12 protein-coding genes are annotated in these 11765 nt (G+C 62.3%); 8 read left to right on the top strand and 4 right to left on the bottom strand.

Annotated elements, in window-relative coordinates:
• Nucleotides 1–132 precede the first annotated feature (132 nt).
• From PSEMO_RS02020 to can, 3 genes are all read left to right on the top strand, one after another.
• Nucleotides 133–921 carry an energy transducer TonB gene (locus PSEMO_RS02020; RefSeq protein WP_075801491.1) on the top strand — a complete coding sequence of 263 codons (789 nt, stop codon included), beginning with the start codon at nt 133–135 and terminating at the stop codon, nt 919–921.
• Nucleotides 914–1366, top strand: a complete 453-nt coding sequence (gene rimI / locus PSEMO_RS02015; RefSeq protein ID WP_075801490.1) for a ribosomal protein S18-alanine N-acetyltransferase — start codon at nt 914–916, stop codon at nt 1364–1366. Before PSEMO_RS02020 ends, rimI begins: the two co-directional genes overlap by 8 nt.
• Nucleotides 1367–1434: 68 nt before the next feature.
• Nucleotides 1435–2073 (top strand): carbonate dehydratase, encoded by a 639-nt coding sequence (can, locus tag PSEMO_RS02010; protein ID WP_075801489.1) that lies wholly within the window; start codon nt 1435–1437, stop codon nt 2071–2073.
• A 144-nt stretch (nt 2074–2217) separates the two neighbouring features.
• On the opposite strand, the gene PSEMO_RS02005 is transcribed toward can, so the two are convergent.
• A complete protein-coding gene (locus PSEMO_RS02005) occupies nt 2218–3369 on the bottom strand; it encodes a hypothetical protein (RefSeq protein WP_075801488.1) in 1152 nt (383 codons plus the stop codon).
• Between the two features lie 94 nt (nt 3370–3463).
• Between PSEMO_RS02005 and PSEMO_RS02000 the strand changes: the two genes are divergently transcribed.
• The gene (locus tag PSEMO_RS02000) at nt 3464–3991 is read left to right on the top strand and encodes a D-Ala-D-Ala carboxypeptidase family metallohydrolase (protein ID WP_444851697.1); all 528 of its coding nucleotides are present in this window, start codon (nt 3464–3466) and stop codon (nt 3989–3991) included.
• 119 nt (nt 3992–4110) lie between these two features.
• Here PSEMO_RS02000 and PSEMO_RS01995 read toward each other — a convergent pair whose 3' ends face one another.
• On the bottom strand, nt 4111–4974 hold the full coding sequence (locus tag PSEMO_RS01995; protein WP_075801486.1) for a LysR substrate-binding domain-containing protein: 864 nt from the start codon (nt 4972–4974) through the stop codon (nt 4111–4113).
• Between the two features lie 131 nt (nt 4975–5105).
• Between PSEMO_RS01995 and PSEMO_RS01990 the strand changes: the two genes are divergently transcribed.
• The 4 genes from PSEMO_RS01990 to PSEMO_RS01975 all read left to right on the top strand — a co-directional run bounded on the left by PSEMO_RS01990 (nt 5106) and on the right by PSEMO_RS01975 (nt 9782).
• Entirely contained in the window at nt 5106–5714 is a 609-nt protein-coding gene (locus PSEMO_RS01990; protein WP_075801485.1) for a LysE family translocator, read from the top strand.
• A gap of 63 nt (nt 5715–5777) precedes the next feature.
• Complete coding sequence (locus tag PSEMO_RS01985; RefSeq protein WP_075801484.1) at nt 5778–6290, top strand: sigma-70 family RNA polymerase sigma factor; 513 nt, start codon at nt 5778–5780, stop codon at nt 6288–6290.
• Nucleotides 6287–7231, top strand: coding sequence for a FecR family protein (locus PSEMO_RS01980; RefSeq protein ID WP_256720927.1), 945 nt, complete (start codon nt 6287–6289; stop codon nt 7229–7231). Before PSEMO_RS01985 ends, PSEMO_RS01980 begins: the two co-directional genes overlap by 4 nt.
• A 67-nt stretch (nt 7232–7298) precedes the next feature.
• A complete protein-coding gene (locus tag PSEMO_RS01975; RefSeq protein WP_075801482.1) occupies nt 7299–9782 on the top strand; it encodes a TonB-dependent siderophore receptor in 2484 nt (827 codons plus the stop codon).
• A gap of 40 nt (nt 9783–9822) precedes the next feature.
• Here PSEMO_RS01975 and PSEMO_RS01970 read toward each other — a convergent pair whose 3' ends face one another.
• Together PSEMO_RS01970 and PSEMO_RS01965 are read right to left on the bottom strand one after the other, a co-directional pair.
• A complete protein-coding gene (locus tag PSEMO_RS01970; protein ID WP_144443521.1) occupies nt 9823–10233 on the bottom strand; it encodes a hypothetical protein in 411 nt (136 codons plus the stop codon).
• The gene (locus tag PSEMO_RS01965; protein ID WP_075801480.1) at nt 10211–11635 is read right to left on the bottom strand and encodes a PAAR domain-containing protein; all 1425 of its coding nucleotides are present in this window, start codon (nt 11633–11635) and stop codon (nt 10211–10213) included. Before PSEMO_RS01965 ends, PSEMO_RS01970 begins: the two co-directional genes overlap by 23 nt.
• Between the last annotated feature and the right edge of the window lie 130 nt (nt 11636–11765).

Raw genomic sequence — 11765 nt, 5'->3', positions numbered from 1 at the left:
ATTGAACGGGAATGGTTTCACCCTTGATCGATTCAGCGGTTGTCCGGCGGATTTGTGCGATCGACTGCGGCGCGATAAACGCAACGGCGTTAGAATGTGCGCCCTGACTTATCCACAGATGGCCGAACCTCCTTGCTGACCGAGTCCCGCCGCCGCGCCTACCTGAACGCCATGCAAGTGGTGCACTGGCTGCCGCGTACCGAACTGCCGTTCGCCGCGCCGTCGCGCCCGGAGCTGCTGTTGCCGCTGGAGCCGGTGCTGGACGAGTTGCCGGTGCTGCTGCCAAGCCAGGCCAAGCCGGCTGCCGCGCAACCGGCGGTCAAACCGGCGGAACGGCCGAAGATCGAGATTCCGCGCCCGGGCGCCACGGCCAAGGCCGTCAGCAAACCGCTGGACAGCGAGGAAGAGAAGCCCGCCCCGGTCAAGGTGGTCGCACCGCCGCCGCCGCGTTTCTCCCTGCAACTGCTGCGCGCCGGCAGTTGCCTGCTGCTGGTGGAGCTGGCCACCGGGCAGCCGTTCCAGAGCCGCGATCCCTCCTATCTGTTGCTCAAGGACATGCTCCGTGCTGCCGGCTTGCCGGACAGCCCGCAGATTCTCGGCGAGCCGATCCGCTGGCCGCTGCTGGCCCGTGGCAGCCTCGACCAGGGCCCGGATGCCGCCCGCGACTTCGTCCACGGTTTCACCCAGGTGCAACTGGAGCGCGAGCCGGCGGCCTGCCTGTGGCTGGTCGGCCTGCCGGCCATCCGCCATGCCGGCGAGCGTGACGAAGCCGCGTATTACCAGGAATTCCCGGTCGAGGGCTTGGGCACTGCCTGGGCGCTGCCCGGTCTTGAAGTGTTGATGGACGAGCCGCAACGCAAGGCGGACGTCTGGAAAGCCATGCGCCGGCTGATGGCGCGCTGGAAGCCAAGCAATGAGTGACACCCTCAGCTTTCGCCGGATGACCGAGGCGGATCTGGATGCCGTACTGAAGATCGAATATGCCGCCTTCAGCCACCCCTGGACCCGGGGGATTTTCCTCGACGGCCTGAAAAGCTACGAAATCTGGCTGATGTTCGAAGGCGAGCAGCAGGTCGGGCACGGGGTGATCAACGTGATCATCGACGAAGCCCACCTGCTCAATATCACCGTCAAGCCGGAAAGCCAGGGCCGTGGCCTGGGCCTGCGCCTGCTGGAACAGCTGATGAAGCGCGCTTATGAAATGAACGGCCGCGAATGTTTCCTCGAGGTGCGGGCCAGCAACGAATCGGCCTATCGCCTGTACGAGCGCTACGGCTTCAATGAAGTCGGCCGCCGCCGTGATTACTACCCGGCCCCGGGCGGGCGCGAAGACGCCCTGGTGATGGCCTGCACCCTGATCGAATAAACACGGCAGCGTGACCTGCGCCGGTCGCTGCCTGTCATAACAGCGCATCAATTCATGAGGCCTTGACCATGCACGACCTGCAAGAACTGATCGACAACAACGCGCGCTGGGCCGACGGCATCAAGCAGAAGGACCCGGACTTCTTCGAAAAGCTGGCCCGCCAGCAGACCCCTGAATTCCTCTGGATCGGCTGCTCGGATGCAAGGGTTCCGGCCAACGAGATCGTCGGCATGCTGCCGGGCGATCTGTTCGTCCACCGCAACGTCGCCAACGTGGTGCTGCACACCGACCTGAACTGCCTGTCGGTGATCCAGTACGCGGTGGATGTGCTCAAGGTCCGCCATATCCTGGTGACCGGGCATTACGGTTGCGGCGGCGTGCGCGCCTCGATGCAGGACCGCCAGTTCGGCCTGATCGACGGCTGGCTGCGCTCGATCCGCGACCTGTACTACGAGCACCGCGCCGATCTGGCCAAGCTGCCGACCGAGGATGAGCGGGTCGATCGCCTGTGCGAGCTGAACGTGATCCAGCAGGTGGCGAACGTGGGGCATACCACCATCGTCCAGAACGCCTGGCATCGTGGTCAGGAGCTGTCGGTGCATGGCTGCATCTATGGCATCCAGGATGGCCGCTGGAAGAGCCTGGATGTGACCATCAGCGGGCTGGATCAGTTGCCGCCGCAGTATCGGTTGCGGCCGCAGGAATAAACATTATTCAGCGACACCGCTAACCCCTGTGGGAGCTGGCTTGCCAGCGATAGGGCCCGGCCAGACAGCATCTTTGTCAGGGCCGGCCTCATCGCTGGCAAGTCGGGGCGCCGAACCGCAGCTCCCACAGGGTTTTGTGTTGTTTCAGAGGGTGTCGGCAGGTTTCTGCAGCTCTCGCAGTTCCCGCGTCATCGCCCCGGTATTGCACTTCGCACCCGCCTGCTCCGGCGCCATCTCCCGAATCGTCCGATAGAACAACTCGCAGGTCTGCTTCTTCGCCGTCACCTGCCACTTCTGCGTGCAGGCATTCAGCGTCAACTGCGGGTCCGCTCCCGGATTGCGCCCCATTCCCGCCTGCCAGCACGCCGCGCTGAGGTCCTGGCCCATCATCTTCAGGCCGGCCGCATCGGCCTTGTCCTGGTCACCGCCGTTGTTTGCCTTATCCGCCGCGTACCAGATCGCGCTCGGGTGGTTGGAGCCCAGCACCGGCACGTTCTGCCCGGCACTCGGGCTGATGATCCCCAGCCCCAGCACCTTCAGGTCCGCACCATATTGCTGCTTGATCCAGCTGCGCACCGGCGCACCGAAGGCCACCATTGGCAGTGACTCACCCTTCGCCGTCAGGGTCACGTCCTTGACCATGCGCACCTGGTAATCCTGGAAGTAACCATAGGTGCCTTCCAGGGTCGAGCCGGCGCTGGCCGGCGCGGCGATCGGGGCGATATCGACGATGGTCTGGTAGGCCGGGGTCTGTTCGGCGGGGATGCCGTTGTAGGTCAGCAGGCTGGCCCAGCGGTCGGTGGTATTGGAGCGCAGGTAGTCCTGGGCCTGGGTCAGCGAATAGTCCGGCGGGAAGTGCAGCAGTTCGATGCTGCGGCGGTTTTCCAGGGCCATGCCCAGGGGCAGGAACAGGTACCAGTCATAGGCCCACTTGCCGTCGGCATTGAGTTTTTCCGCGCCGTTGTAGGCCAGTTCGCCGGCATCGAGCAGGGCGCTCAGGGGCTTGTGGTAGTCGGCGGGGACGCCGGTGATATCGGCGTAGTACTTGTCGTGGTCGCGTTGCACCTTGACCGTCGCGGCCGGGTAGCCGTCGCGCTGCACGCTCTGGTTCAGGTAATGCTCGACGGTCTGTTCCAGCGTCCAGTTGCGAAAGCAGATCACGCTGCAGTTGTTCGGGTAGGCGAACAGCCGCGTTACGCGGGCCTCGTCGCCCAGTTCGACCCGGGTGTCGGCGGCTGCCTGGCCGGCAATGCCGAGCGCGATCAGGCCCAGGGCGATCGGTGCAATCTTGTGCATGCTTAACTCCTTGTCAGATGGCTCCCTGTGATGGGGCGCCCGCCAGTCTGGAGGACTTTCCATGGGTGTGGGAAGAGGGGCAGTGGCGCTGTTTGTGTTACTGCACGTTGGCGCGGCGCAGGCCGACGAACGGGATGTGTGGATGTTCGCCCAGTGGGCCGGCGCGCATGACACCAGGGGGTTCCGCGAGATGCTGGTGGATGCACGCGTGTATGGGGTGGTGCCAATCCATCAGTTGCTCAGATCGGCGAGTGACTGGCGGCAGTGTCGGGCGCAGCCGTTTGCCGTACCGCCGGTGGCGCAGTGGGGCGATGTGCGGAGTACCTTGAGGTTGCTCGATCTGCTGCGGGATGAGCGGGTTATCGGGGCTTTCGAGGTGGTGTCCGCTTATCGGGATCCGCTGCTCAATCGTTGTGCCGGTGGCGCGGCGGGCAGTGCGCATATGCGGGCGTTTGCGGTGGATATGCTGCTGGCCGACAGAGGTGATGCGCAGGCGTTGTGCCATTTCTGGCAGCACTACGGCAAGGTCTGGAACATGGGGCTGGGGCGCTATCCGACTGGCAGGATCCATATCGACACCGCGGGCTACCGCACCTGGGGAATGGAATCCGGCTGTGAGTAACTGCGCAGAACCCTGTGGGAGCTGGCTTGCCAGCGATGAGGCAGGCTTGAGCAATGATGTTGTCAGGCCTGGCCCAATCGCTGGCAAGCCAGCTCCCACAGGGTTATGTGTTGATCTTGCTAGCGAGGTTCCGCCTGCTCCATCACCCATTCAGTGAAGCGCTGAACCTTCTCCGTCTCCGCCAGCACCTGCGGACACAACAGCACATAAGCCGACCCATCCCGCACAAACCCATGAGGCGCCACCAACTGCCCGCTCGCCAGTTCATCGCCCACCATCAACCGCGACGCCATTGCCACCCCGAGCCCCGCCACCGCTGCCTGGATACACAGATAGAAATGCTCGTAATCCGCCCGCTCGACACCCCGGGCCGTCTTCCTGTTCAAGCGCAGCCAGGTCGCCCAGGCCTCCGGCCGGGTGGCACTGTGCAGCAGGCGCTGGCCGGCGAAACCTCTGCTCGGCAACTGCAGGTTGGGACTCGCCACCGGCCCGACCCACTCATCACAGATCTTCTGCACATGCAGCCCGTCCTCCCACTGAAAATCATCCCGCCGCAGCGCCAGATCGACCCCGTTGCGCACGAAATCCACCGGTCCCCCTGCCGTCATCAGATGCACCTGGATATCCGCATGCCGTGCCTGGAAATCCGCCAGTCGCGGAATTAGCCATTTCATCGCCAGGGTCGGTTCGCAGGACAGCACCAGGACGTTTTCCCGGGTGTGCTGCTGCAGCCGCGACACCGTGCCTTCCAGTTGTTCGAAGATCGACTGGGTGGTGCCCAGCAACGTGCGCCCGGCAGCCGTCAGAAAGATCGCGCGGTTACGCCGCTCGAACAGCTCCACCCCAAGCGAGGCTTCCAGCAGGCGCACCTGGCGGCTGACGGCGCCATGGGTGACGTGCAGCAGTTCAGCGGCGCGGACGAAGCTTTCGGTGCGGGCGGCCATGTCGAAATAGCGGAAGGCGGTGAGGGCGGGCAGTTTCATATCGGTGAGGAAAACTAGCGGATTTGTCGCACTATAAATCGCTTTTTTCGAAGCGGTAAGGCTTTCGATAATGGCAAGCATGTAACCCATCTGCGTTATTTCATCGCTTATCGAAAACAAGGAAAGCCCGTGTGAACGAACTCATCGCCGTCGCCCTTTTCACCGTGCTGGCCGTCATCAGCCCCGGTCCGGATTTCGCCATGGTCACCCGGGCCAGTTACGCCTTCGGCCGGCGTAGCGGACTGTCTGCGGCCCTGGGCATCGCCTGCGGTGTGCAGGTGCATGTGCTCTATACCGTGCTCGGGGTTTCCCTGCTGGTGCAGCACTCGCCGACGCTGTTCCTGGCGATGAAGGTGCTGGGCGCCGGCTACCTGATCTACCTCGGCTACAGCTCGCTGACCAACACCAGCCGGCTGTCGCTGGAAGGGCAGAGCGGGAGCAAGGCGAGGGGCACGTTCCTATCGGGTTTCCTCACCAATGCCCTCAACCCCAAGACCCTGCTGTTCGTGGTCAGCGCCTACACCCAGGTGGTCGGCCCGGACAGCTCGCTGGCCCGGCAGTTCGCGTACGGGCTGTTCATGTCGGTGGCTCACTGGGTGTGGTTCAGCCTGGTGGCGCTGTGCTTTTCCAGTGCGCCGTTGCGGCGGGTGATGATCGATCGCCAGCGCTTGGTGGATCAGGTGATTGGCATGGCGTTGCTGGGGCTGGGTGTGACGGTGCTGTTCGCCAGTGTGAAGTGAGTGGATTGCAACCTTCTGTGTCGAGAACATAAGATAGAACCATTCTCATTTGTAGTTGCCGCCATGAAAGCCACTCCGCCAGCTGACAGTCTCGATGCGTTGTACAAGGGCTATCACGGTTGGTTGCTGGTCTGGCTGCGACGACGCCTGGACTGTCCGCATAACGCCGCGGACATGGCCCAAGACACTTTCATTCGCCTGCTCAGCACCGGCTCCTACGTCGCCCCGAACGAACCCCGCGCCTTTCTCGCCACGGTCGCACGGCGTCTGCTGATGGATCGCGGGCGGCGGCAGAAGCTCGAGCAGGCCTACCGCGAGGAGCTGGCGCGACATGCCGAGCATCTGGAGCAGGCGCCTTCCGCCGAGCAGGTGATGGCCGCGGTGCAGGCCCTGGAACATATCGCCCGGGCGCTGGCCGTCATGGCACCGCGCATGCGCCAGGTGTTTGTCCTGCGCCATCTCGATGGTTTGAGCCATGCCGAGATCGCCGCGCAACTGAATGTCTCCACCAAGACCGTGCAGAACGATCTGGTCCAGGCTCTGTTGCAATGTCATGCGGCGGGAGGCGGTCTGTGAACGTGTCCTCGGCAGTGCTGCACCAGGCGGCGCAATGGTTGGTGCGCATGGATGATGAGCCGGACGCGGCGGAGCAGGAGGCCTTTCGTGCCTGGCTCAATAGCGATCCTGCCCATGTCCAGGCAGTGCAGGCGTTGCAGGGCAGCCTGGCACCGTTGCGCGAGTTGCCGAGAGCGCCCGTGCGGGCGGCACTGGGCAGTGTGACGGCGCGTTCGACAGGGCGACTCGGGCTCAAGGCGCTGGCTGTCGCGGTGGTGCTGGCGCTGCCGGCGGGGCTGGCCTTGCAGCAGTTTCCGTCGGGCTATCTGTTGGCGGATATTCATACCGGTGTCGGCGAATGGAGCAGCCAGCAATTGCCGGATGGCAGCCGCATCCAGCTGGACGGGCGTTCGGCGGTGGACCTGCAGTTCGATACCGGGACCCGCACCCTGCGCCTGCTCGGCGGCGAGATCCTGGTGGATGTGGCCAAGGATCCCGCTCGGCCCTTCATCGTCGTCACCGAGCACGGCAGCGTGCGTGCCCTCGGTACGCGCTTCGTGGTTGAGCGGCTGGGGGATTCGACGCGTCTGGCGATGATCGAATCCACTACCCAGGTGAGCAGTGGCGGTGACCGCGTCAACGTCGGTGCGGGTCAGCAGGTGCAGTTCGATGCTCGGGGTATCCAGCCACCGCAACCGGTGGATGGTGTCGGGCTGGAGCAGGCGTGGACCCAGCATCAACTGTTGATCCGCGAGCAGCCGCTGAACGAAGTGCTGGAGCGTCTGGCGCGGCATCATCGCGGCTATCTCAGCTATGACGCCAAGGCCCTGGCCGGGCTCAAGGTCTCGGCGGTGCTGCCTGCCGACGACAGCGAGCGGGCCTTGCGCTTGCTGGCGCGCAGCCTGCCGATCGAGGTGGTGCACTACACGCCGTGGGTCACCCGTATTCGTCCGCAGCAGTAATTCTTTTTCCACTTCCCGGCAGCCGTGCGTCCTTGTACTAGCCAACACCCAACGAGGACCATGGAAGATGTCTGTTTCGCTACGCCCCCGCACCGCCGGCAGCGCCCTGGCGCTGGCCATTCATGTCGCTGTCGTCGGCGCGCCACTGCTTGTCGCGCTGCCCGCTCAGGCCCAGCAACAACTGCAACGCTACGACATCCCCGCCGGCGCGCTGGGCGACGTGCTCAGCCGCTATGCCCGCGAGGCCGGGGTGGCGATCTCCTTCAATGCCGAGCAGGTCGCGGACAAGCGCAGCGCCGGTTTGCAGGGCAGTTTCGGCGTGCTGGAAGGCTTCACCGCGCTGCTCCACGGCCAGGGGCTGCAAGCGCAGTCCAGCCCGGACGGCTACGTGCTGATCGCCGTGCCGCAGTCCGGCGACACCCTGGAACTGGGCGCCACGAGCATCACCGGAACGGGGCTGGGGAGCACCACCGAGGGCACGGGTTCCTACACCACTGGAGCGACCAACACCGCGACCAAACTGAACCTGAGCCTGCGGGAAACCCCGCAATCGGTCAGCGTCCTCACCCGCCAGCGCATCGACGACCAAAACCTGCGCAGCATCGGCCAGGTCCTGGAACAGGCGCCGGGCATCAACGTGCAAAGCCCCGGCAGCGACCGCCTCTATGTGTTCTCCCGTGGCCTGGCCATCGACAACTACCAGTTCGACGGCATGCCCACCACGTCCTTCGCCTTCAGCCAGGCATTGCCCCACGCCCTGGCGGACATGGCGATCTACGACCGGGTCGAAGTGGTGCGCGGTGCTACCGGTCTGCTCAGCGGCGCGGGAGATCCGTCCGGCACCGTCAACCTGGTGCGCAAGCGTCCCACCGATACCTTCAAGGGCTACGTCAGTGGCGGCCTGGGTTCGTGGGACCTGTATCGTGGCGAGGTGGATGTCTCCGGTCCGCTGACCGAGACCGGTAATGTGCGGGGCAGGGCGGTGGCGGTGTACCAGCAGGGCAACAGCTTCACCGACCACCTGCAGCAGGAAAAGACCGTGGTCTACGGCATCAGCGAATTCGACCTGAGCGACAGCACGCTGCTCACCGTCGGCTTCGACTACCTGAACAACGACCCGCGCGGCTTCTCCACCACTGGCTTGCCAGTGCTCGACCGCTACGGCAACAAGCTGCACACTTCGCGCTCGGACAACCCGGCCAGCCGCGACAGCAGCAACCGCCAGCAGATCACCAACAGCTTCGCCTCCCTCGAACAGAAGTTCGCCAACGACTGGAGCCTGAAGCTGTCCACCAGCTACCTCTACGGCACCCGCGACTACGACTCGGTGATCGCCGGCACCTCCACCGGCTTCGTCGACCCGGCCACCGGAAGCGGCCTGAAATACACCGCCACCAAGGGCGAGAACTGGCAGCGCCAGAAGGGCCTCGACCTGATGCTTTCCGGCCCGTTCCAGGCCTTTGGCCGCGAGCATGAGCTGGTGATGGGCTTCAACTATCAGGAGTACGAAAACCGTCGCAACGGCTTCGGCAACCTCACCGCCTCGGGTGGCAGCGACAACCTGGTCAGCGGCAAGCCGGTGAATATCTGGACCTGGGACAACTACGGCCCGCGGCCGACCTACACCCTCAACCGAGAAGACGACAACCTCGAGCAAAGCCAGAACGGCGCGTACCTCGCCAGCCGGCTCAAGCCCACCGATGATCTCTCGGTGATCCTCGGTGCGCGGGTCAGCAACTACAAGTACCGCGCCAGCTACCACTACAACGTCCCGGCCATGGTCTATCTCGACACCGACGACGCGGTGCGGGTCAGCGGGGAAGTCACGCCCTATGCCGGCGTGGTCTACGATCTCGACGACAACCACTCGGTCTACGCCAGCTACACCAGCATCTTCAAGCCGCAGACCTACAAGGACCGCAACGGTAAGCTGCTGGATCCCCGTGAAGGCGACAACTACGAGATCGGGCTCAAGGGCGAATACTTCGATGGCCGCTTGAACACCGCCATCGCCCTGTTCGAGGTCAAGCTGGAGAACGACAACGTCGCCGACGGCATCATCATCGGCACCGACTACGACACCGCCTACGTGGCGAAGAAAACCACGACCCGGGGGATCGACCTGGAGATCAGTGGCGAGGTGCTGCCGGGCTGGAATATCGACGCCAGCTACAGCCACTCGCGGGTCGAGGACAGTGAGGGCGAGCGGATCAAGAGCATCGTCCCACTGGATATCTTCAAGCTCTGGACCACCTACCGCCTGCCGGGCGCGCTGGAGCGCCTGACCATCGGTGGCGGGGTCAACTGGCAGAGCAGCATCCACTTCACCTCGGAAAGCTGGATGCTGCCATCGGCCTCGACCTACCAGCAGGATGACTATGCGACGGTGGGATTGATGGCGCGGTATCAGCTGACGCCGCAATGGTCGGCGACGGCGACGGTGAACAACCTGTTCGATGAGAAGTATGTGAGCTCGCTGGATGAGAATTTCTATAGCGGGAGCTATGGGGAACCGCGGAATTTCATGGTGACGAGTAAGTGGGAGTTTTGATCGGTGTAGCCCCCTCGTGAGACGAGGGGGTGAGTACACGTTAGTCTGTGTATATTTTCATGGCCACGGTGAATGCGATTATCCAAGCAAGTGGAAATGCCAGGATGAGTCGGTTCGTTTTTACCCATTCGTCCATGAGGGGTTGTATTTTATTCATGTCCTCTTTACAGATGCGGCCATCTCCAAAGAATGGTTCTGGGAAATTCAGTATATGGTTCAGAGCATTTCGTATGCTCTTTCTTTTGCGCTTGGTTGAGATCTCTAGCTGATGTTCTATGATTTTGATGTAATTGCTATTTTTCATTTCCTTGAATAGTTTTTTATGATGCAGTTCTTCCAATTTTTTTGTGAGTCGAAAGGCTGCAATAAGCATGACGACGCCGAAGCCTATGATGCAAAGCCACATACCTTTTGACCATGTACTCATGTCAATCACGGAGAAAGTGATCATGCACGGACTCCCCTAAATACTCCCCGGCGAGCTCACCCATCGCTACCCCTGCAAAGGAAGCCCCTCCAACCACAGTTGCAACGCAAGCCGTGAATCCCGTAGGGCTTCTGCTGCGGCCACCGCATATTTTCAGGCTATGTTTGGCTGCCATATTTCCAGCAACAAAACCTTTACCCGATGAGATCAGGAATTTTGGAACTTCTTTCATGGCGACTTTTTTGCATGCGGCATCATTGGCTGTAGTGCATGTCTCCCAAATCGCTAAAGCCGAAGATACTCCACCGATTCCAATAGCTATAAGTCCGCCAGTATTCATATATTTTGCGGCTTTGGATATGGATTTTACGTATCGCGAGAAACCAGGGATGTCCCCCGGGCCACCAGCTTTTCTCCAGTGATGCACAAGACTCTTTGTCGAGATACTCAGGGACTTTCTCAGCTTCGGATGATCCCCCAGCGAAGTGAAACCTCGCACGCGAGTTGACTTGAAGAATTTACTATCCAACTCTTCAAGCAGTTTTTTCCGTTTCTCAAAGAAATCGGGTACTCGCAGGTGTCCGTAAGTGCGATGGGTATCTTGATGAAGTTTTTCTAATCGGATCAAAGTGTCAGTGAGATCCTGCATGTGCTTTTCCAGCACTGCTGCGGAAATCCCCGCCCAAAGCGAGACTTCGCCGAGAAGCGCCGCAATCTCCCCCCGATACTTGACCATGAAGTCCGCATCGTCCGGCTCCAGATCTGCCAGCGCCACGGCCACCTCTGCCGCGGCCTCCATCAAATGCGCTTCTTCCCGCATGCACATGTGTTTGCGCGGATCACCGAGTACCACCATCTGCCCGGCTTTGACGATGTCATTGCCGAGACTGCCATTGAGCCCGTTGAACTTGCGCATTACCTCGGGCGCAGGCGCTTCGCCGAACAGTTCTGCGATCAACTGCTGGCGAGTGGTGGACTTGGGCACGATGTAGAAGCCGGGCTCGGCAGGCTGGTTGTCTTGTTCCGAAGAGAAAGGCACCGCTGGCGCAACAGGCGACGTGGTTGGAGCTGGCGAGGTGGGTGGCGTTGCCCGGGCGCTGGCGGGTGTGGCAACCGGACTGGCCATCCGGGCAGAGCGTGGCGGAGGGTCCATGGCGATCAGGCGATTGCTGCCCGGTGGGCAACCACATTGCACTTCAGCACCATGCAGCGCTGTTGCTGCACCAAACCAGGTGAATCCCTGCCAGCCTTCGGTGATGCTGCCCTGCTGGCCGCAACGCGGGCAGGCGCTGGTTTTGTCGCCGACGCGCAGCACGCCACGATTGCCCTGGGTCATGTTTTGCAGGCTGCTGTAGCAGATGGCGCCAGTTGTGGTCTCGTCGCCATGCAGGCCCTGGCTCAGTCCGTTGAATGTAGAACGGGTCATGGTTCAGTCCTCTGCCTTGTCGTGGTGCACATCGATCGAGCGGCATTCGCGGATCGCCAGGCAGAGGTGTTGATTGTTGAAACGCTGGGTAGTCGATTGCATGGCACGGCTCCTTGCTCATCGGCACCGC

The organism is Pseudomonas putida, assembly GCF_001941965.1.
In the GTDB taxonomy this organism is placed as follows: domain Bacteria; phylum Pseudomonadota; class Gammaproteobacteria; order Pseudomonadales; family Pseudomonadaceae; genus Aquipseudomonas; species Aquipseudomonas putida_L.
Note: the sequence above shows the minus strand (reverse complement) of the source record. Positions and strands in the feature narration are given on the sequence as shown.

Bases quoted from the DNA above. Each gene is read 5' to 3' on its own strand.
- rimI (WP_075801490.1), top strand. From the start codon at position 914: ATGAGTGACACCCTCAGCTTTCGCCGGATGACCGAGGCGGATCTGGAT.
- can (WP_075801489.1), top strand. From the start codon at position 1,435: ATGCACGACCTGCAAGAACTGATCGACAACAACGCGCGCTGGGCCGAC.
- PSEMO_RS02005 (WP_075801488.1), bottom strand. From the start codon at position 3,369: ATGCACAAGATTGCACCGATCGCCCTGGGCCTGATCGCGCTCGGCATT.
- PSEMO_RS01995 (WP_075801486.1), bottom strand. From the start codon at position 4,974: ATGAAACTGCCCGCCCTCACCGCCTTCCGCTATTTCGACATGGCCGCC.
- PSEMO_RS01985 (WP_075801484.1), top strand. From the start codon at position 5,778: ATGAAAGCCACTCCGCCAGCTGACAGTCTCGATGCGTTGTACAAGGGC.
- PSEMO_RS01975 (WP_075801482.1), top strand. From the start codon at position 7,299: ATGTCTGTTTCGCTACGCCCCCGCACCGCCGGCAGCGCCCTGGCGCTG.
- PSEMO_RS01970 (WP_144443521.1), bottom strand. From the start codon at position 10,233: ATGATCACTTTCTCCGTGATTGACATGAGTACATGGTCAAAAGGTATG.
- PSEMO_RS01965 (WP_075801480.1), bottom strand. From the start codon at position 11,635: ATGACCCGTTCTACATTCAACGGACTGAGCCAGGGCCTGCATGGCGAC.